Source organism: Streptomyces sp. NPDC042336 (assembly GCF_055581985.1).
This window is the reverse complement of sequence record NZ_JBVJEA010000013.1, coordinates 192,704-211,908: the sequence shown is the minus strand read 5'-3', so window position 1 is coordinate 211,908 and position 19,205 is coordinate 192,704. Positions and strand designations below refer to the sequence as shown.

Here is a 19,205-nt window from a genome sequence, read left to right as displayed (position 1 = left end):
GTCGACGGATCAACGGACCAGCCAGTAACCGCAGGTCCGACCGCCACTGTTCACATCAGGCACGCGCTGCTTACGCTTGATCGCCATGGCACCCACACCGCCCCGTAACACGAGCACGCGCGTCCACGTGGTCAGCGACGTCCATGGCAACGCCCGCGACCTGGCCAGGGCCGGCGAGGGCGCCGACGCCCTGATCTGTCTCGGGGACCTGGTCCTCTTCCTCGACTACGCCGACCACTCGCGCGGCATCTTCCCCGACCTGTTCGGCGTCGCGAACGCCGACCGCATCGTCGAGCTGCGCACCGCCCGCCGCTTCGCCGAGGCACGGGAGTTCGGGGCGCGGTTGTGGGCCGGGGTCGACGGGGACCGGCGGGAGCTGATCGAGCGGGCGGTGCGCAAGCAGTACGCCGAACTGTTCGCCGCCTTCCCCACCCCGACGTACGCCACCTACGGCAACGTCGACGTGCCCCCGCTGTGGCCCGAGTACGCCGGCCCCGGCACCACCGTGCTCGACGGGGAGCGGGTGGAGATCGGCGGCCGTGTCTTCGGCTTCGTCGGCGGCGGGCTGCGCACCCCGATGCGGACGCCGTACGAGATCAGCGACGAGGAGTACGCCGCGAAGCTCGAAGCGGTCGGCGAGGTGGACGTGCTGTGCACCCACATCCCGCCCCAGGTGCCGGAACTGGTCTACGACACGGTGGCCCGGCGCTTCGAGCGGGGCAGCCGCGCGCTGCTGGACGCCATCCGCCGCACCCGCCCGCGCTACGCCCTGTTCGGGCACGTCCACCAGCCGCTGGCACGGCGGATGCGCGTCGGTGCCACCGAATGCGTGAACGTCGGCCACTTCGCGTCGACGGGACGGCCCTGGGCGCTGGAGTGGTGACCGTGTGCGGCCGAGCCGCGCAGGTGGGTGGTGACATGCGCCCTCCCCGTAGGCGATAGCCTTCACGCGGCACACACGTGCGCGCCATCGGCGCGCGACGACCTCAGTAGCGGCCCGCATCCGGAGGAGCCACGGCGATGGCGGAACACACCAGCTCGAGCATCACCATCGAGGCGGCACCGGCCGACGTCATGGCGGTGATCGCCGACTTCGCCCGCTACCCGGACTGGACCGGCGAGGTGAAGGAGGCCCAGGTCCTCGCGACCGACGCGCAGGGGCGCGCCGAACAGGTCCGGCTCGTCATGGACGCCGGGGCGATCAAGGACGACCAGACGCTGGCCTACACCTGGACCGGCGAGCACGAGGTCTCCTGGACGCTCGTCAAGTCCCAGATGCTGCGCTCCCTGGACGGCACCTACCTGCTCAGGCCGGCCGGCACGGGCACGGAGGTCACCTACCGCCTCACGGTGGACGTCAAGATCCCGATGCTCGGCATGATCAAGCGCAAGGCGGAGAAGGTCATCACGGACCGCGCCCTGGCGGGCCTGAAGAAGCGGGTGGAGTCGAAGTAACCCCTGACCGGTGGCCCGCGGTGGGCGCCGCGGCGCCCGCGACGCCGTGACGGGCCCGACCGGCGGAGCCCCCAGGTACCGTTCACCCCCATGCGCACCCTCCTGATCACGGGCCCCGGCGGCACCGGCCGTACCACCGTCGCCGCCGCCACCGCGCTCGCCGCCGCCCGGCAGGGCACCCGCACCCTCCTCCTGGGCACCGACCGCGACGACACCCTCGGCGCCGCGCTCGGCCTGCGCACCGGCCCGGCGCCGACCCCCGTCGAACCCGGCCTCACCGTCTGGCGCCCCGACGCCGCCCAGGGCTTCCGCGACGGCCTCGCCGCCCTCCAGGACCGCGCCGCCTCCGCGCTCGACCTGCTCGGCGCCGCCCGCCTCGACCCCGAGGACCTCACCCCGCTGCCCGGCGCCGAGGACCTCGCCCTGCTGCGCGCCCTGCGCGAGGCCGCCCTCGCCGAGGCGCACGACCTCCTCGTCGTCGACCTCCCGCCCGCGCCCCGCGCCCTCGCCCTGCTCGCCGCGCCCGAGGAACTGCGCCGCTGTCTGGGCCGCCTGCTCCCGCCCGAGCGGCAGGCCGCCCGCGCCCTGCGCCCCGTCCTCGGCCGGCTCGCGGGCGTCCCCATGCCGACCGAGGCGCTGTACGAGGCAGCCTCCCGCTGGGATCTCGAACTCGCCGCCGCCGAGGCCGTACTGGCCGACCGGAACACCGTCGTACGGCTGGTCGCCGAACCCGGCCCGGCCGGAGCCGACGCCGTCCGCGCCACCGCCCTCGGCCTCGCCCTGCGCGGCCTGCGCACCGACTGCCTGGTCGCCAACCGCGTCCTGCCGGAGGACACCCCCGCGGACAGCTGGCTCAGCGGCCCCCTCGCCCAGCAGCGCAAGACCCTGGAGGAGTGGCGCGGGGCCCACGACGTCCGCGCCGTCGCCCATCTCGGCCGCGACCCGCGCGGCCCGGACGACCTGGCCGCCCTCGACGTGCCGGGCGTCAACCCGGACGCCTCCCCGGTCGAGTGGCCCGTCACCGACCGGCTGGCCGCGGACGGCGTGCTGGTCTGGCACATCCCGCTGCCCGGAGCCGTGCGCGAGGAGCTCGACCTGATCCGCCGCGGTGACGAACTGGTCGTCGCCGCCGGACCCTTCCGCCGTATCGTTCCGCTGCCCTCCGTGCTGCGCCGCTGCACCGTCGACGGGGCCGCGCTGCGGGACGGCACGCTCGCCGTCCGGTTCGCGCCCGACCCGCAGCTGTGGCCGCGGGGACGCTGACCCGGCGGGACCCCCTGAGCACGGGCCCGTTCGGGTAACGTCGTAAGGACGAACCGTAGTCAGGAGTCCGTCATGAGCGAAGAGCTCCCCCCGTCCGAGGCCCCCCGCCCCGACGAGGCCGACGCGGTCGACGAGACGCGAGCGACCGACGCCGACGCCGACGCCTGGGCCACGGCCTGTGCCGAGGACCTGGAGGCCGAGAAGGCCCGCCGCCGTGCCGAGTACGGGCCGCCGCCCGGCTCGGCCGCCGAGGAGCTGCGCCGGCTCGTCGACACCGTCGCGGACAAGCTGTCCGGTCTCCAGTCACCGCTGCTCGGCCAGGTCGCCGGACCCGCCGCCCAGCAGGTGGTCCGGCAGGTCGTGCAGCAGGCGAAGGCCGCCGTCGAACCGGTCATCGAGCGCAACCCGGACGTGTTCGACCACCTCGCCGCCGCCGGCGGTGAACTCCTCGCCGCCTACCGCTCCGCCGTCCAGAACCAGGAGCGCCGCTGGACCACCGGCGACACCGCGCCCGAGGACCCCCGCGACCCCCGCGACCTGGACGAACGCGGCGCCGACGGCCGAGACGAGGGCGACGGGGGCACCGGACCAGGACAGCGCATCGACCTGGACTGAGCCCCGCCTCGGGTACGGTTGCCCTTAGCGGGGCTCGACCGAACTGAGGGATTCATGGGACTCACCATCGGCGTCGACATCGGCGGCACGAAGATCGCGGCCGGCGTGGTCGACGAGGAAGGCAACATCCTCTCGACCCACAAGGTGCCGACCCCCACCACACCTGAGGCCATCGTGGACGCCATCGCCTCCGCGGTGGACGGCGCGCGCGTGGGACACGAGATCGTCGGCGTCGGCATCGGTGCCGCCGGATACGTCAACCGCCAGCGCTCCATGGTCTACTTCGCGCCCAACATCGACTGGCGCCAGGAGCCGCTCAAGGAGAAGGTCGAGGCCCGCGTCGGCCTCCCGGTCGTCGTGGAGAACGACGCCAACGCCGCGGCCTGGGGCGAGTACAAGTTCGGCGGCGGCAAGGGCCACCGCAACGTCATCTGCATCACCCTCGGCACCGGCCTCGGCGGCGGCATCATCATCGGCAACAAGCTGCGCCGCGGTCACTTCGGCGTGGCCGCCGAGTTCGGCCACATCCGCATGGTGCCCGACGGTTTGCTGTGCGGCTGCGGCTCGCAGGGCTGCTGGGAGCAGTACGCCTCGGGCCGGGCGCTGGTCAGGTACGCCAAACAGCGCGCCAACGCCACCCCCGAGCGCGCCGAGGTGCTGCTGGCGCTCGGCGACGGCACCCCCGACGGCATCGAGGGCAAGCACATCTCGGTCGCCGCCCGCCAGGGCTGCCCGGTCGCCGTCGACTCCTACCGGGAGCTGGCCCGCTGGGCCGGTGCCGGCCTCGCCGACCTGGCCTCGCTCTTCGACCCGTCCGCCTTCATCGTCGGCGGCGGTCTCTCGGACGAGGGCGACCTGGTCCTCGACCCGATCCGCAAGTCCTACAAGCGCTGGCTGGTCGGTGGCAACTGGCGCCCGGTCGCCGACGTGATCGCCGCCCAGCTCGGCAACAAGGCCGGTCTGGTGGGCGCAGCCGACCTGGCAAGGGAACCCGACCCGATCATGTAAAGGCGGTCACTGCGAGCGCCCAAGGGGCGCGGGGAACTGCGCGACAAGCCACGTACCACCGGCAGTCGCCCACGAACCCCGCGCCCCGAGCTCGTAGGCGTACATTGATCAACATGGAGCAGCTCCCCAACTCCCAGACAGAACCCGACGGTTCCGCAGTCATCCGCGTCCTGAGCTACAACATCCGCTCGCTGCGCGACGACACCGACGCCCTCGCCCGCGTCGTCAGGGCCTGCGAGCCCGACCTCGTCCTCCTCCAGGAGGCCCCCCGCCTCTTCCGCTGGCGCAAGAAGATCACCCGGCTCGCCGCCGCGTCCGACCTGGTCCTCCTCTCCGGCGGCGGTCCCGCCGCCGGACCCGCGCTGCTCTGCTCCCTGCGGGCCACCGTGGAGCGCACCGAGGACGTGCTGCTCCCGCTCACCCCCGGCCGGCACCGCCGGGGCCTGGCCACCGCCGTGGTCCGGATCGGCGGGGCCCGTCTCGGCGTGCTCAGCACCCACCTGTCCCTGGACGCGGACGAGCGCCACGAACAGGCCGGGCTGCTCCTCGACCACCTGGCCGCCCTCGGCGTGAAACACGCGGTGGCGGGCGGCGACCTGAACGAGCGCCCCGGCGGCCGCACCTTCCGGCGGCTCGGGGACGGGCTGCGCGACTGCTGGACCGCGGCGCCATGGGGCGGCGAGTACACCTTCCCGGCCACCGCCCCGGACCGCCGTATCGACGCCGTCTTCGTCACCGAGGGCGTCGAGGTGCTGGGCTGCGGGGTGCCCTCGGGGCTGCCCGGGGTGGCCGAGGACGACCTGAGGGCGGCCACGGACCACCTGCCGGTCCTGACCGCCCTCCGCGTACCCGCGACCGCCTGACCCCGGGGCCCGGCCGGCCGCCCGGCTACACCACCGCGCCCCGCCCCGGGTCGTCGTCGTCCTCGTCGCCCGTGCGCATCCGCATGACCAGGGTGGCGAAGCCGCCGAGGAAGCCGCCGATACTCAGGGTCGTCAGCCACCAGGTCATGTCCCAGCCGAGCACCACCGCCAGTAGGAGCAGCACCGGGCCGCCGAGCACGCCCAGCCAGGCGAACTTCGCGGTGGGGTCGGCGTCGGGCAGCGGTGGCGGCTCGGGCGGCACGAAGTGGCCCTCGTCGTCCGCGTCGAAGTCGTCGTCGGACGGCTCGGCGGGCGTGTGGTCCCGGGGGCCGACGCCGGGCGCGAAGGCGACGGAGCCGCCCAGCGGCCGGTCCGAGGCGGGCCGGTCCGCCGAGGGCTTCTCGTCGTTCACCTCCGGCTCCAGCAGGGCCAGGTCCTCGACCGACTTGAACGGCTTCGAACCCGGCGGGTCCGGGGGCTCCTCCCCGTACCCGGCGACGATCGCGGCCCAGGCCGCGTCCTCGTCGAAGGACACGTCCTGCGCCTCGGGCCCGCCGTCCGCCGCGCGCTCCCGTCCCTCGCGGCGCTCCCGCTCCAGGTCCCGCTCCTCGCGGTCCTCGCGGTCCTCGCGGTCGGAGTCGTGCTCAGCCACCTGCGGTCGTCCCTTCCTTGCCGAGACCGGACTCCGGTTCCCCGACGGAACCGGGCGCGAGCCGGCCGATGAACGCGACGCTCTCAGCGAAGATCCGGTCCGCATCGTGGTCCAACGTCGCCACGTGGTAGCTCTGTTCCAGCAGGATCTCCGTCACGTCCGTCGACGACACCCGGCCCAGGATCCGCGCCGAGTCGGCCGGCGGCACCACATGGTCCTGCGGACTGCGCAGCAACAGCAGCGGCTGGGTCACCTGCGGCAGGTCGCCGTCGGCGAGCCGGAAGAAGGCGCGCAGCGAGTGCGCCGCGTGCAGCGGCACCCGGTCGTACCCCAGCTCCGTGCTGAGCGGCTTGGCGATGTCGCTGGCGATGCCCTTGGTCGCGGGCACCAGGTGGCGCAGGAGCGGGAGGGCGTGCTGGGCGACGCCGTGCATCCGGTTCGCCGGGTTGACGACGACGACGCCGGAGACCGCCTCCCCGTGCTTGGCGGCGAGCCGCAGCGCCAGCGCGCCGCCCATGGACAGCCCGGCCACGAAGACCCGTGCGCAGCGCTCGCGCAGGACCCGCAGCTCACGGTCCACCTCCGCGTACCAGTCCTGCCAGCCGGTGACCTGCATGTCCTGCCAGCGGGTGCCGTGCCCGGGCAGCAGCGGCAGCGCCACGGTCAGGCCGCGCGCGGCGAGGTAGCGGGCCCAGGGGCGCAGCGACTGCGGGGAACCGGTGAAACCGTGACAGAGGAGGACGCCGGCCTCACCGCCCTCGTGGCGGTACGGCTCGGCTCCGGGCAGGACCGACACGTCTCGGTCTCCTGTCGTCAGGGGTACTCGGGGTACTCGCGGGTCTTTCACCGTACGCGACCGCACGGACACCGACCAGGGCCGTCGGGGCCATTGACGGCGCCGCGGGTTAAGGTCTGACCCACGGACACGGGAGGCACACGGTTGTTGTACGGCGCGATGAAGGTCACCATCGGGGGGTCGCTGAAGCTCACCTTCCGGCCCTGGGTGGAGGGCCTGGAGCACATCCCGGCCGAGGGTCCCGCCATTCTGGCGAGCAACCACCTGTCGTTCTCCGACTCGTTCTTCCTGCCCGCCGTCCTCGACCGCAAGGTGACCTTCATCGCCAAGGCCGAGTACTTCAACACCCCCGGGGTCAAGGGCCGGCTGACCGCCGCCTTCTTCAAGGGGGTCGGCCAGCTCCCGGTGGACCGCTCCGGTGCGCGCGGCGCGGGGGAGGCCGCCGTCAAGAGCGGCATGGAGGTCCTGGAGCGCGGTGAGCTGTTCGGCATCTACCCGGAGGGCACGCGCTCTCCGGACGGCCGCCTCTACCGCGGCAAGCCGGGCGGCCTCGCGCGCGTGGCCCTCGCCACCGGCGCGCCCGTGATCCCGGTCGCCATGATCGACACCGAGAAGATCCAGCCGCCCGGCCAGGTGATGCCGAAGCTGATGCGGCCCGGCATCCGCATCGGCAAGCCGCTGGACTTCTCCCGCTACCAGGGCATGGAGCACGACCGCTTCGTGCTCCGCGCGGTCACCGACGAGGTCATGTACGAGATCATGAAGCTCTCCGGCCAGGAGTACGTCGACATGTACGCGACCGCCATGAAGCGGCAGCTCGCGGACGCGGCGAAGGCCGAGAAGGCGGCGAAGGCGGCCAAGGCCGAGAAGGCGGCGAAGGCCGAGAAGGACCGGGCCGGGACATAGCCCGGGCACCGGCTGCCGGGGAGGGGACGGGGGACATGGCCAGACGCGAGAGAGTCATGAGGATGTCGGTCGAGCAGCCGCTGTGGCGCGCGCTCGCCGGCTACCGCGTGCTCACCATGCTGTACGCGATCGGCTTCTTCGCCACCGCCTGGTCCGGCTTCGCCCGCCCCTGGCTCGCCGTCGGCTACTACGCGGTCCTCCTCGTCTGGACCCTGGCCACCCTCCCCAAGCTCGCGAACGCCGCGAGCTGCACCAAGCGGTTCCTCGCCGCCGACCTCACCGTGGCGCTGGCCGGCATCCTGCTCACGCCCTTCGCCGACGCCCACGAACGCGTCATGGACGGCGGCCCGACCCTGCCGTCGATATGGACCGCCGGCTCCGTGCTCGCCTTCGCCGTCAAGGGCGGCTGGCGCTGGGCCGCCGTGGCCTCCACCCTCGTCGCCGTCGCCAACCTGGTCGAACGCGGCACCCCGGCCCGCGACACCGTCCACAACGTCATCCTCGTCTGGGTCGCCTCCATCGCCATCGGCTACGTCGTCGAGGTCGCCCGCGCCTCCGAGCGCACCCTCGCGCGCGCCCTGGAGATCGAGGCGGCGACCAGGGAACGCGAGCGGCTCGCCCGGGACATCCACGACAGCGTCCTCCAGGTGCTGGCGATGGTGCAGCGCCGGGGCGCCGTCATCGGCGGCGAGGCGGCCGAGCTGGGCCGGCTGGCCGGCGAGCAGGAAGTGGCCCTGCGCACCCTGGTCTCCGGGGGCCTGGTGCCGGTCTCCCGCGTGTCGGAGGACGCCGCCGAGGGCGCGGTCGTCCGGGTGGTCGAGGAACCGGAGGGCACGGACCCGGACGGTCCCCTCGACCTGCGCGCCCTGCTCGCCCCGTACGCCGGTTCCCTGGTGAACCTCGCCGAGCCGGGCGCTCCGGTCCTCCTGGCCCCGGACGCCGCACGGGAGCTCGTCGCCGCCGTGGGCGCCGCGCTGGACAATGTCCGCCGGCACGTCGGCGAGCGGGCGCGCGCCTGGATCCTGGTCGAGGACGAACCGGACGAGGTGGTCGTCACCGTCCGCGACGAGGGGCCCGGCATCCCGGACGGGCGGCTCGCCGAGGCCGAGGGCGAGGGACGGCTCGGCGTGGCCCTGTCGATCCGCGGGCGGCTGCGCGACCTCGGCGGCACGGCCGAGCTGATCTCGGTGCCCGGACAGGGCACGGAGGTCGAACTGAAGGCACCGAAGAAGACCGTCGGCACCACCGCACGGGGGAAGGCAGCGGACCATGAGTGAGCAACAGGGCCCTGGGCGGCAGGACCGGGAACGACAGCAGCCCGGCGGACCGGACCCGATCAAGGTCATGGTGGTCGACGACCACCCGATGTGGCGCGACGCGGTCGCCCGGGACCTGGCCGAGTCCGGCTTCGACGTGGTCGCCACCGCGAGCGACGGCGACCAGGCGGTGCGCCGCGCCCGGGCCGCCGCCCCCGACGTCCTCGTGCTCGACCTCAACCTGCCCGGCAAGCCCGGCGTCCAGGTCTGCAAGGAGGTCGTCGGCGCCGACCCGCGGCTGCGCGTCCTCGTGCTCTCGGCGAGCGGGGAGCACGCCGACGTGCTGGAGGCGGTGAAGTCCGGCGCGACCGGCTACCTGCTGAAGTCGGCCTCCACCGAGGAGCTGCGGGACGCGGTGCGCCGTACGGCCGCCGGTGACCCGGTCTTCACCCCGGGGCTCGCCGGACTGGTCCTCGGCGAGTACCGCCGCCTCGCCTCCGAGCCCGCCCCCGCCGCGGGCACCGACGACCCCGGCGCGCCCCGGCTCACCGACCGGGAGACCGAGGTGCTGCGCCTGGTCGCCAAGGGCCTGAGCTACAAGCAGATCGCCGAACGCCTCGTCATCTCCCACCGCACCGTGCAGAACCACGTCCAGAACACCCTCGGCAAGCTCCAGCTGCACAACCGGGTGGAGCTGGTGCGGTACGCGATAGAACGGGGTCTGGACGACGCGTGACCCGCGCGGGACAGTGGCAGTGGCCTCAACCACCCATTGTGGCAAGGGGATCACGCGATGAAGGTCGGAGTACTGACCGGCGGCGGTGACTGCCCCGGGCTCAACGCCGTCATCCGGGCCGTCGTCAGCAAGGGCGTCCAGGAGTACGGCTACGAGTTCACCGGTTTCCGGGACGGCTGGCGCGGCCCCCTGGAGGGCGACACCGTCCCGCTCGACATCTCGGCCGTCCGCGGCATCCTGCCCCGCGGCGGCACCATCCTCGGCTCCTCGCGCACCAACCCGCTGCAGCAGCGGGACGGCATCCGGCGCATCACGGACAACCTCGCCGCACTCGGCGTCGAGGCGCTCGTCACCATCGGCGGCGAGGACACCCTCGGCGTCGCCACCCGCCTCGCGGACGAGTACGGCGTGCCCTGCGTCGGCGTCCCCAAGACCATCGACAACGACCTGTCCGCCACCGACTACACCTTCGGCTTCGACACCGCCGTCGGCATCGCCACGGAGGCCATCGACCGGCTGCACACCACCGACGAGTCCCACATGCGCGTCCTGGTCGTCGAGGTCATGGGCCGGCACGTCGGCTGGATCGCGCTGCACTCCGGCCTGGCCGGCGGCGCCAACGTGATCCTCATCCCCGAGCAGCGCTTCGACATCGAGCAGGTGTGCTCCTGGGCGGCCTCCCGGTTCCGGGCGTCCTACGCCCCGATCGTGGTCGTCGCCGAGGGGGCGATGCCGCGCGACGGCGACCTGGTGCTCAAGGACGAGTCCCTGGACTCCTACGGGCACGTCCGGCTGTCCGGGGTCGGCGAGTGGCTGGCCAAGCAGATCGAGAAGCGCACCGGCAAGGAGGCCCGCACCACCGTCCTCGGACACGTCCAGCGCGGCGGCACGCCCAGCGCCTTCGACCGCTGGCTCGCCACCCTCCCCCACTGCCTGAACGGCGTGGGGGGACCCCCACCGGCCCGCACGCCGTCGAATGCGTCCGGGACGGGGACTTCGGCAAGATGGTCGCCCTGCGCGGCACGAACATCGTCCGCGTCCCCATCGCCGAGGCCACCGCCCGCCTGAAGACGGTCGACCCGGCGCTGTACGAGGAGGTCGGCGTGTTCTTCGGCTGACGTCCGGCCGGAACGGCTGCTGACCGGCGACGGCGGGCCGAGGGCCGTATATTCGGCCCGGAGCCCACCAGGACGGGAGCGGTCATGGAGATCCTTGCCTTCGGCGTCCAGGCCGACGAGAAGCCCCTGATCGAGCGGGCCTTCCGCGACCACGAGGACGTCCGCTGCCTGGACGTCTTCCTCAACGAGGACACCGCCCCCATCGCGGCCGGCCACGAGATCGTCTCCACGTCCGTCAACGCCGACCTCGGCGCGGCCGTCCTGGAGATCCTCGCGGCCGGCGGCACCCGGATGGTGGCCCAGCGCTCCACCGGCTTCAACAACGTCGACCTGGACACGGCCGAGCGGCTCGGCATGACCGTGGCCCGGGTGTCGTACTACTCGCCGTACTCGGTCGCCGAGTTCGCCTGGGCCCTCGCCATGGCCGTCAACCGGCGGATCGTGCGCGCCTGCACCCGCACCCGCGACTTCGACTTCCGCCTCGACGGCCTGATGGGCCGGGACCTGCACGGCCGCACCGCCGGGGTGCTCGGCACCGGGAAGATCGGCGAGGCCTTCGCCCGGATCGCCCACGGCTTCGGCATGCGCCTGCTCGGCTGGGACGTCGCCGAGAACCCGGCCTGCGCCGAACTCGGCATGCGCTACGTCGCCAGGGACGAGCTGCTCGCCCGGTCCGACCTGATCACCCTGCACGTCCCGCTGATGGCCGAGACCCGGCACCTGATCGACGCCGCCGCGCTGAAGGCGATGCGCGACGACGCCATCCTGATCAACTCCAGCCGCGGCGGCCTGATCGACACCGCGGCCCTCGTCGGCGAGCTGCGCGCGGGCCGCTTCGCGGGCGTGGGGCTGGACGTGTACGAGGCGGAGGCGGGCCTGTTCTTCCTCGACAGGTCCCTGCAGGCCGTCGAGGACGACACCCTGGCCCGCCTCGTCACCTTCCCGAACGTCCTGGTCACCTCGCACCAGGCGTACTACACCGAGGACGCCGTCGGTCAGATCGTCGACGCCACGGTGAAGAACGTCCTCGACTACCGGGAGGGCCGCCGCTCGGAGAACGTACTGGTCCCGCGGAGCTGACCGGTCAGCTCCCGCACGATCGCCGCGCCGTTCAGCGTCAGCACCGACTCGGGGTGGAACTGGACGGCCGCGAAGCCCGGCCCGCGCAGGGCGTGCACCTCGCCGTTCGCGGCACGGCTCACCTCGATGCCCTGGGCGGCCAGCTCCAGGGCACGCCCGTCGTCGCAGCGCGCGGTGAAGCTGTTGTAGAAGCCGACCGTCTCCGGCCGCCCGAACAGGTCGATCTCCGTCTGCGCACCCTGGTACGGCACCTCCTTGCGGGCGGTGTCGAGCCCCAGCTCCGCCGCGATCAGCTCGTGTCCGAGGCAGACGCCGAGGACGCCGTGCCGGTTCGCCCGGAGCACCTCGGCGGTCAGCGCCCGCAGGAAGCGCATCTTCGGGTCGGCCGGGTCGGCGGGATCACCGGGGCCGGGCCCCAGCACCACCGGGCCGCCCTCGTGCCCGAGCACCGCCTCGCGCAGCCCCGGCTCGTCGTACCGCCGCACGCTCACCGCGAGCCCCGACGAGCGCAGCAGGTGCGCGAGCATCGCCGTGAAGGTGTCCTCCGCGTCGACGACCAGCGCGTGCCCGGTGAGCGCGGCCGACGGCTCCTGCATCCGCAGCCAGAACGGCGCCAGCGAGGAACGGCGCCCGTCCAGCGCGGCCCGCACCCGGGGGTCGTCCGCCAGCCTCGGCCGCTCCGCCTCCGCGCGCGGCCCAGGCGGACGGACGCCCAGCGCGGCCAGCACCCCGGCCGCCTTGGCGTGGGTCTCCGCGACCTCGCCCGCCGGGTCCGAGCCGCGCACCAGCGTGGCGCCGACCGGCACCCGCAGCCGCCCCTCGGCGTCGATGTCGGCGGTACGGATCAGGATGGGGGAGTCCAGGGTCTGCGCACCGGCCGGCCGCCCCGGCCCGTCCCCCGGGTCGCGCCCGAGCAGGGCCAGCGCGCCCGCGTAGTAGCCCCGCCCGCCGCTCTCGTGCCGTTCGATCACCCGGCAGGCGTTCTGCACCGGCGAGCCGGTGACCGTCGCCGCGAACATCGTCTCCCGCAGCACCTCCCGCGCGTCCAGGGAGGACTTGCCGCGCAGCTCGTACTCGGTGTGGGCGAGGTGCGCCATCTCCTTCAGCCGCGGCCCGACGACCACCCCGCCCATGTCGCCGACGGTGCACATCATCTTCAGTTCCTCGTCGACGACCATCGACAGCTCCTCGATCTCCTTGCCGTCGGCGAGGAAGTCCAGCAGGTGCTCGGGCGTCGGGCCCTCGGCGGGGTAGCGGTACGTGCCGCTGATCGGGTTCATGACGACCGTGCCTCCGGACATCCGGACGTGCACCTCGGGGCTCGCCCCGACCAGCGTCCGCTCCCCGGTGTGCACGACGAACGTCCAGTACGCGCCCCGCTCGCCCTCCAGGAGCCGCCGGAACAGCGCCAGCGCGTCGGCCCGCCCGAACCCCGGGACGCGGCCCTCGTAGGTCCGCCGGATCACGAAGTTGGCGCCCTCTCCCCGCCCGATCTCCTCGTCGAGGACCCGCCCGACGATCCGCGCGTACTCCTCGTCGCCGACGTCGAAGCCGCCGCCCTCGACCCGCACCTCGTGCGCGGGCAGCCGGTCCAGCGCCTCGGCGAGCGGGATGTCGTGGCGCTCCTCGGGGGTGAGCATCAGCAGCGGTGTGCCGTCGTCGCGGACGTCGAAACCGCGCTCGCGGATCTGCCGGAAGGGGACGAGCGCCAGCCCCTCCTCGGGCAGGCCGGCGAGCCGGTCGTGCTCCGTGACCGGGCCGACCAGCAGCTCCACCAGGTCGTGGTCGTGGCCGGGGGCCCGGCGGCGGAGCAGGGCGAAGGGGCGGGGGTCGGTCAGCAAGCCGTCGAGCGGTGTCATGGGTCCGTGTCCTTCTCGGTTCGTGGAGAGGAACGGTCCCGGCCGCACAAACGCCGAAGGCCGCCCCTCGGGCGGCCTTCGCGAGTCTTACGTCACGCGCAGTCAGTGGGCCGCCGGATGAGCGGTCCACCACCAGTTCTGGCAGTTCTGGATCGAGTGCGCGAGCATGCCGCCGACCCTAGCGCATCCGCGCGCGGGCCGACGGCGGTTCGCTAGATGATCATGCCGTACGTGTTCCAGCCGCCGCCGACCCTGGCGCGGGCCTTGAACGGCGCAGAGGCGCCGCCGGTGCCCTGGTAGAACCACAGCACGCCGTCCTTGTCGCGGGCGATCAGGTCCGGCACGCCGTCGCGGTTCAGGTCGCTCGGCCCGTTCAGCACGTCGTAGGCCGACCAGCCGCCGCCGACCCTGCTGCGGCCCTCGAACGGCGACGCGGCGTTGCCGGTGCCCTTGTAGAGCCACAGGACACCGCTCTTGTCCCGCGCGATCAGGTCCGCCTTGCCGTCACCGGTGAGGTCGCCGGTGTCGGTCAGCGTGTTGTAGACCGACCAGCCGCCGCCGACCCTGGACTTGGTCTCGAAGGGCGCGGAGGTGCTGCCGGTGCCCTTGTAGAGCCAGAGCACGCCGCTCTTGTCGCGGGCGATCAGGTCGGGCTTGCCGTCACCCGAGAGGTCCCGGGCGCCGATGACCGTGTCGTAGGCGGACCAGCCGCCGCCGACCCGGGTGCGGGCCGCGAAGGGCTCCGCCAGGTCACCGCTGCCCTTGTAGTACCAGAGCACGCCGCTCTTGTCGCGGGCCACCACGTCGCCGGTGCCGTCGGCGCGCAGCGCCGTCATCGTCGTCACCGCGTTGTAGGTGTTCCAGCCGCCGCCGACGCGGAAGCGGCCGAAGAACGGCGAGGACGCGCTGCCGGTGCCCTGGTACTGCCACAGCACGCCCGACGCGTCCCGGCCGAGGACGTCGTACCGGTCGGTGCCGGCGTCGGGCGCGGTGCCCTTGGCCAGCTGGACGTCGGCCGTGCGGACGTAGCCGATGCGGTGGTTGAAGCGGATCGGGTAGTACGTGGTGCTGCCCACGACCACCGTGCGCGAGCCCTCGCCCGAGCCGTCGATGTTGCCGCTGTTGTAGTACGAGCCCTTCATGGCCCCACCGGCCAGCGCGTACTTCTGCCCGGCCAGGACGCCGTACTTGGTCAGCGACTCGTTGTTCTTGCTCTGGACCGGCACTCCGGTGCCCGCGTACGCGCTGTCCTCGGGGTAGGCGCGCCCGTACACCGGGACGGAGCTGGACCCCGCCTTGGGCGTGACGACGTCCGGGGTGCCGACGGGGGTGGCGAACTGGCCGCTCCGGTTGGAGAACCAGGCCTTCTTGCCGCCGTACCAGATGGCCGTCCAGTCCTGCCGGGCCTCGGCGACCACGAACTCGCCGCCGGCCAGGACCTTGTTGCCCCAGTTCCAGCCCTCGGTCCAGGTCTGGCTGCCCAGGTACGGGTCGGTGAGCGTGGCCGAGGAGGTGGACGGCGAGGAGTACAGGTAGGTGAAGTTCGCCGGCTGCTGGGGGACCGAGGAGCCGCTGTTGGTGATCTTCGGCTGGTTGGCCGTGGTGAACGGCGGAACGACGCGGATCACCTGGCCGGCCTTGTACGGGCCGCCCGGGCCCTCGGCGCCGGTGGGGGCGCCCAGCAGGCCCATGTAGTGGTTCCAGTCCCAGAAGGGGCCCGGGTCCCAGTGCTGGGACTTCACGTTGCCGTCCAGGACGCCCGGGACCTCGTCGTGGCCGAGGATGTGCTCACGGTCCAGCGGGATGTCGTACTTGCCGGCCAGGTACTTCACCAGCGCGGCCGAGGACTCGTACTGCGGCTCGGTGTACCAGCTGCCGTCCTTGATCGCGTAACCCTCGTGCTCGATGCCGATCGAGTGCATGTTGAGGGTCTTGTTGGCCGCGTGCCACGCCTCGTTCTTCGTCTCGACCAGCTGGGTGACCAGACCGTCGGAGGCGCGGATCAGGTAGTGCGCGCTGGCGTACGACAGGGAGTTCTGGAAGACGCCCAGGGCGCTGCTGTAGCTGCCCTCGGTGTCGTGGATCACGATCGAGGTGATCTCGTGTCCGGCCGTGGGGCGGCTCGCGATGTTGTAGTTGCCCCAGTCGTCGATGGCGCCGTTCTGCTTGTAGGCGGCGGGACGGAAGTCGCAGTGCAGACCGGACGGGCACTCGGGGGCCGGGGCGGCGGAGGCCGCGGCCAGCTCCAGGTCCGTCGTCTTCTGCGGCTTCACCGCCGGGTCGGCCGGCAGGCTGAGCGACTGGCCGTCGGCGGTGACGCGCTGCTCACCGGTCTTGATCGACTCGAACACGCGCTGCGCGAAGAGCTGCGCGCCCTTGGTGTCGGGGGCCTGACTGGCGCGGGCCACCGCCGGGTACCAGGCGCCGGGGTCCTCGGGCAGCGAACCGGTCGCGTCCTTCTGGTACTTGGCCAGCAGCGCGGCGCCGGCCCGGATGCTCTCGCCGGTGTCGCTCTGCACCTTCTCGGCCGACGCGTCGATGAGGCCGGCCGCCTCGTCCAGGGTGTGCAGCCGCGGGTCGTCGGTGTCGACGGGCTCCTCGTCGAGGCTCTTGAGCGCCTTGTCGGCGTCGAAGTGCTTCTCGACGACCGGGTCGCCGCTGCGGTTCATGTGCTCGAGCCGGTGCTCGCGCTCCTCGGCGGCGCCGTCGTTCTCGAGACTGTCCGCGTCGACGTCCGTGAGGCCCATGACGTTGTACGCGCCGGTGGTGCTCGGCAGCCCGTCGTGGTCCTCCCAGCGCGTCTGCCGGTAGGAGACCGCCATCAGGACGCTCTGCGGGACGTCGAACTCCTCGGCGGCCTGCTCGAACTCGCTCTGCAGGCGGGCTCCCGGGGCCACCGCGGCCTGGGCCTGGTCCCCGCCGAGCAGGCCCGGCGAGGCCAGGGCCAGGCCGCCGGCCGTGGCGGCGACGGCCACCGCCGAGGCGACGCCGTAGACGAGCAGTCTCTTCTTCTTGCGGTCTCTGCGATGATCCGCGCTCAAAACCCCACCCCGATATGTGCTCGATATGAATTCGAGTTGCCCGCGATTCGAATTCGAAGGCGCGTGAGACTACCAATGCGGCTACGGCGGCCCGCACCGGGGTCCCGTCTCACCTGTCGAGCCACGCGAAAACCGTGTGACGCGACCCCGTAGTGTTGAGGGGTGACCGTGAACGCTAAGACCAGCCCGAGCGCTGGCAACACCTGGCGAGACCTGCCCGCGGCGCAGCAGCCCGAGTACCCCGACCTTGAGGCTCTGCGCGCAGTGATCGCGGACCTCGAGTCGTATCCGCCGCTCGTCTTCGCGGGCGAGTGCGACCAGCTGCGCGCCCGGATGGCGGCCGTCGCCAAGGGAGAGGCGTTCCTCCTCCAGGGCGGCGACTGCGCCGAGGCCTTCGACGCGGTGTCCGCGGACCACATCCGCAACAAGTTGAAGACCCTCCTCCAGATGGGCGCCGTGCTCACGTACGCCGCCTCCGTGCCCGTGGTGAAGGTCGGCCGGATCGCCGGCCAGTACTCCAAGCCGCGCTCCAAGCCGACCGAGACCCGCGACGGCGTGACCCTGCCGACCTACCGCGGCGACTCCGTCAACGGCTTCGACTTCACCGAAGAGGCCCGGATCCCGGACCCCGAGCGGCTCAAGCGCATGTACCACGCCTCGGCGTCCACGCTGAACCTGGTGCGCGCCTTCACCACCGGCGGCTACGCCGACCTGAGGCAGGTGCACGCCTGGAACCAGGACTTCGTGAAGTCCTCCCCCTCCGGCCAGCGCTACGAGCAGCTCGCCCGGGAGATCGACAACGCGCTGAACTTCATGCGGGCCTGCGGGACGGACCCGGCCGAGTTCCAGACCGTCGAGTTCTTCTCCTCGCACGAGGCGCTGCTGCTCGACTACGAGTCGGCCCTCACCCGCGTCGACTCGCGCACCGGGCAGCTGTACGACGTCTCCGGGCACATGGTGTGGATCGGTGAGCGCACCCGGCAGCTGGACCACGCGCACATCGAGTTCGCCTCGAAGATCCGCAACCCGATCGGCATCAAGCTCGGCCCGTCGACGACGGCCGAGGAGGCGCTGCAGTACATCGAGCGCCTGGACCCCGAGCGTGAGCCCGGGCGGCTGACCTTCATCGTCCGGATGGGCGCGGACAAGATCCGCGACAAGCTCCCCGAGCTGGTGGAGAAGGTCACCGCGTCCGGCGCCACCGTCGCCTGGATCACGGACCCGATGCACGGCAACACCTACGAGGCGGCCTCCGGTCACAAGACCCGCCGCTTCGACGACGTGCTCGACGAGGTCAAGGGCTTCTTCGAGGTGCACAAGTCGCTCGGCACCCACCCGGGCGGCATCCACGTCGAGCTGACCGGCGACGACGTCACCGAGTGCGTGGGCGGCGGCGACGAGATCTTCGTCGACGACCTGCACCAGCGCTACGAGACGGCCTGCGACCCGCGGCTGAACCGCAGCCAGTCGCTCGACCTGGCGTTCCTGGTGGCGGAGATGTACCGGGACCAGTGACGGACCGCCCCCGGGCGGGCGGGTGAAATGGGGCGCGGGTCACACGGGATCCGCGCCCCTCCCACTTTTGCCGGCCTTGCGCGATGGGTAAGGTTAGGTTTGCCTCACCGATCAGTCGGGCCCTCCGGTCGTCGGTACGGCACGACCTTGTACTCCGTCCGGGAGGTGAACCGCGTGTTCGTCTGCAGCTGCTTCGGTGTCACCGAGGAACAGGTGAAGTCTCACGCGGAGGCCGGCGCGTGCACGCCCCGGCAGATCGCCTCCGCCTGCAAGGCGGGCACCGACTGCGGCGGCTGCGTCCGGCGCATCCAGGCCCTGCTCGGACGCGGTGCCTGCCCCCGTCGGCAGCTGGCCGACCAGGGCGCCCCGGTCCTCGCGGAGCTTCCCGAGGCGGCCTGAGGCCCCTGCCCGGCTAGAGCGAGCCGGGTCCCGACGGGTCCGGCTGGGTCTGCTCGATCACCGTCGACAGGTACAGCGACTCGCCCAGCTTCTCGATCAGGTCGAGCTGGGTCTCCAGATAGTCGATGTGGTGCTCCTCGTCGGCGAGGATCGCCTCGAAGACGTTGGCCGACGTGATGTCGTGCTTGGCCCGCATCACCTCGATGCCCCGGCGCAGCCGGTCGATCGCCTCCAGCTCGATCTCCCGGTCGGCCTGGAACATCTCGGTCACGCTCTGGCCGACCCGCACGTGGAAGAGCCGCTGGTAGTTCGGCAGGCCGTCCAGGAGCAGGATGCGGTCGGTGAGCACCTCGGCGTGGCGCATTTCGTCGAAGGACTCCGCGCGCGTGTACTTCGCGAGCTTGGTCCAGCCCTTGTGGTCCTGCAGCTTCGCGTGCAGGAAGTACTGGTTGATCGCCGTCAGCTCGGCGGTCAGCTGCTCATTGAGGAACTCGATGACTTCCGGGTCGCCCTGCATCGCTTGACGCTCCTTCGAACGGGAACAGGCGTGTTGCGCGGCATGATTGCACCGGCGTCGAAGATCGTCCAGTAAGTGTTGACTTAGTAAGTAAGTACAGGCTTAGTCGGCTTCGTCGTGCTTGTT

18 protein-coding genes and 1 pseudogene are annotated in these 19,205 nt (G+C 72.4%); 13 read left to right on the top strand and 6 right to left on the bottom strand.

Going from position 1 to position 19,205, the window contains the following annotated elements; all coding sequences use genetic code 11:
- Positions 1–85: 85 nt before the first annotated feature.
- The 6 genes from ACZ6IM_RS26920 (at position 86) to ACZ6IM_RS26895 (ending at position 5,204) form a co-directional block, all read left to right on the top strand.
- Positions 86–883, top strand: coding sequence for a metallophosphoesterase family protein (locus ACZ6IM_RS26920; RefSeq protein ID WP_469559726.1), 798 nt, complete (start codon positions 86–88; stop codon positions 881–883).
- Positions 884–1,020: 137 nt separating this feature from the next.
- Positions 1,021–1,455, top strand: coding sequence for an SRPBCC family protein (locus tag ACZ6IM_RS26915; protein ID WP_052841433.1), 435 nt, complete (start codon positions 1,021–1,023; stop codon positions 1,453–1,455).
- Between the two features lie 90 nt (positions 1,456–1,545).
- Positions 1,546–2,718: an ArsA family ATPase gene (locus ACZ6IM_RS26910; RefSeq protein ID WP_052841434.1), complete on the top strand. Its 1,173-nt coding sequence runs from the start codon at positions 1,546–1,548 to the stop codon at positions 2,716–2,718.
- 72 nt (positions 2,719–2,790) lie between these two features.
- The gene (locus ACZ6IM_RS26905) at positions 2,791–3,333 is read left to right on the top strand and encodes a DUF5304 domain-containing protein (RefSeq protein ID WP_052841435.1); all 543 of its coding nucleotides are present in this window, start codon (positions 2,791–2,793) and stop codon (positions 3,331–3,333) included.
- Positions 3,334–3,387: 54 nt separating this feature from the next.
- The gene (locus ACZ6IM_RS26900; RefSeq protein ID WP_052841436.1) at positions 3,388–4,341 is read left to right on the top strand and encodes an ROK family glucokinase; all 954 of its coding nucleotides are present in this window, start codon (positions 3,388–3,390) and stop codon (positions 4,339–4,341) included.
- Between the two features lie 113 nt (positions 4,342–4,454).
- Positions 4,455–5,204 (top strand): endonuclease/exonuclease/phosphatase family protein, encoded by a 750-nt coding sequence (locus ACZ6IM_RS26895; protein ID WP_052841603.1) that lies wholly within the window; start codon positions 4,455–4,457, stop codon positions 5,202–5,204.
- Between the two features lie 25 nt (positions 5,205–5,229).
- On the opposite strand, the gene ACZ6IM_RS26890 is transcribed toward ACZ6IM_RS26895, so the two are convergent.
- On the bottom strand, positions 5,230–5,856 hold the full coding sequence (locus ACZ6IM_RS26890) for a hypothetical protein (protein WP_469559721.1): 627 nt from the start codon (positions 5,854–5,856) through the stop codon (positions 5,230–5,232).
- Positions 5,849–6,652, bottom strand: coding sequence for an alpha/beta hydrolase (locus ACZ6IM_RS26885; RefSeq protein WP_469559718.1), 804 nt, complete (start codon positions 6,650–6,652; stop codon positions 5,849–5,851). Before ACZ6IM_RS26885 ends, ACZ6IM_RS26890 begins: the two co-directional genes overlap by 8 nt.
- Positions 6,653–6,811: 159 nt before the next feature.
- Here ACZ6IM_RS26885 and ACZ6IM_RS26880 point away from each other — a divergent pair, with 159 nt between their 5' ends.
- From ACZ6IM_RS26880 to ACZ6IM_RS26860, 5 genes and pseudogenes are all read left to right on the top strand, one after another.
- Entirely contained in the window at positions 6,812–7,558 is a 747-nt protein-coding gene (locus tag ACZ6IM_RS26880; protein ID WP_052841439.1) for a lysophospholipid acyltransferase family protein, read from the top strand.
- 35 nt (positions 7,559–7,593) lie between these two features.
- Complete coding sequence (macS, locus tag ACZ6IM_RS26875; protein WP_052841440.1) at positions 7,594–8,835, top strand: MacS family sensor histidine kinase; 1,242 nt, start codon at positions 7,594–7,596, stop codon at positions 8,833–8,835.
- Positions 8,828–9,550: a response regulator gene (locus ACZ6IM_RS26870; protein ID WP_469559714.1), complete on the top strand. Its 723-nt coding sequence runs from the start codon at positions 8,828–8,830 to the stop codon at positions 9,548–9,550. The genes macS and ACZ6IM_RS26870 overlap by 8 nt, the downstream gene beginning before the upstream one ends.
- Positions 9,551–9,607: 57 nt before the next feature.
- Positions 9,608–10,668, top strand: a pseudogene (locus tag ACZ6IM_RS26865) (6-phosphofructokinase).
- Between the two features lie 84 nt (positions 10,669–10,752).
- Positions 10,753–11,748: a 2-hydroxyacid dehydrogenase gene (locus tag ACZ6IM_RS26860; protein WP_052841442.1), complete on the top strand. Its 996-nt coding sequence runs from the start codon at positions 10,753–10,755 to the stop codon at positions 11,746–11,748.
- On the opposite strand, the gene ACZ6IM_RS26855 is transcribed toward ACZ6IM_RS26860, so the two are convergent.
- The 3 genes from ACZ6IM_RS26855 to ACZ6IM_RS26845 form a co-directional block, all read right to left on the bottom strand.
- Positions 11,700–13,607 (bottom strand): anthranilate synthase family protein, encoded by a 1,908-nt coding sequence (locus ACZ6IM_RS26855; protein WP_052841443.1) that lies wholly within the window; start codon positions 13,605–13,607, stop codon positions 11,700–11,702. The genes ACZ6IM_RS26860 and ACZ6IM_RS26855 overlap by 49 nt on opposite strands.
- A 102-nt stretch (positions 13,608–13,709) precedes the next feature.
- Positions 13,710–13,775: a trp operon leader peptide gene (locus tag ACZ6IM_RS26850; RefSeq protein WP_469559770.1), complete on the bottom strand. Its 66-nt coding sequence runs from the start codon at positions 13,773–13,775 to the stop codon at positions 13,710–13,712.
- A gap of 44 nt (positions 13,776–13,819) precedes the next feature.
- Entirely contained in the window at positions 13,820–16,648 is a 2,829-nt protein-coding gene (locus ACZ6IM_RS26845; RefSeq protein WP_469559709.1) for an N-acetylmuramoyl-L-alanine amidase, read from the bottom strand.
- 162 nt (positions 16,649–16,810) lie between these two features.
- On the opposite strand from ACZ6IM_RS26845, the gene ACZ6IM_RS26840 reads away from it, so the two are divergent.
- Together ACZ6IM_RS26840 and ACZ6IM_RS26835 are read left to right on the top strand one after the other, a co-directional pair.
- Complete coding sequence (locus ACZ6IM_RS26840; RefSeq protein ID WP_052841445.1) at positions 16,811–18,163, top strand: class II 3-deoxy-7-phosphoheptulonate synthase; 1,353 nt, start codon at positions 16,811–16,813, stop codon at positions 18,161–18,163.
- A 165-nt stretch (positions 18,164–18,328) separates the two neighbouring features.
- Complete coding sequence (locus ACZ6IM_RS26835; RefSeq protein ID WP_030869393.1) at positions 18,329–18,562, top strand: (2Fe-2S)-binding protein; 234 nt, start codon at positions 18,329–18,331, stop codon at positions 18,560–18,562.
- Between the two features lie 13 nt (positions 18,563–18,575).
- Here the strand turns inward: ACZ6IM_RS26835 and bfr are convergent, their stop codons facing one another.
- Positions 18,576–19,079, bottom strand: a complete 504-nt coding sequence (bfr, locus tag ACZ6IM_RS26830; protein WP_007448529.1) for a bacterioferritin — start codon at positions 19,077–19,079, stop codon at positions 18,576–18,578.
- Between the last annotated feature and the right edge of the window lie 126 nt (positions 19,080–19,205).

Coding starts and splice junctions, on each gene's coding strand:
- ACZ6IM_RS26920 (WP_469559726.1), top strand. CDS start 86: ATGGCACCCACACCGCCCCGTAACACGAGCACGCGCGTCCACGTGGTC.
- ACZ6IM_RS26915 (WP_052841433.1), top strand. CDS start 1,021: ATGGCGGAACACACCAGCTCGAGCATCACCATCGAGGCGGCACCGGCC.
- ACZ6IM_RS26910 (WP_052841434.1), top strand. CDS start 1,546: ATGCGCACCCTCCTGATCACGGGCCCCGGCGGCACCGGCCGTACCACC.
- ACZ6IM_RS26905 (WP_052841435.1), top strand. CDS start 2,791: ATGAGCGAAGAGCTCCCCCCGTCCGAGGCCCCCCGCCCCGACGAGGCC.
- ACZ6IM_RS26900 (WP_052841436.1), top strand. CDS start 3,388: ATGGGACTCACCATCGGCGTCGACATCGGCGGCACGAAGATCGCGGCC.
- ACZ6IM_RS26895 (WP_052841603.1), top strand. CDS start 4,455: ATGGAGCAGCTCCCCAACTCCCAGACAGAACCCGACGGTTCCGCAGTC.
- ACZ6IM_RS26880 (WP_052841439.1), top strand. CDS start 6,812: ATGAAGGTCACCATCGGGGGGTCGCTGAAGCTCACCTTCCGGCCCTGG.
- macS (WP_052841440.1), top strand. CDS start 7,594: ATGGCCAGACGCGAGAGAGTCATGAGGATGTCGGTCGAGCAGCCGCTG.
- ACZ6IM_RS26870 (WP_469559714.1), top strand. CDS start 8,828: ATGAGTGAGCAACAGGGCCCTGGGCGGCAGGACCGGGAACGACAGCAG.
- ACZ6IM_RS26860 (WP_052841442.1), top strand. CDS start 10,753: ATGGAGATCCTTGCCTTCGGCGTCCAGGCCGACGAGAAGCCCCTGATC.
- ACZ6IM_RS26855 (WP_052841443.1), bottom strand. CDS start 13,607: ATGACACCGCTCGACGGCTTGCTGACCGACCCCCGCCCCTTCGCCCTG.
- bfr (WP_007448529.1), bottom strand. CDS start 19,079: ATGCAGGGCGACCCGGAAGTCATCGAGTTCCTCAATGAGCAGCTGACC.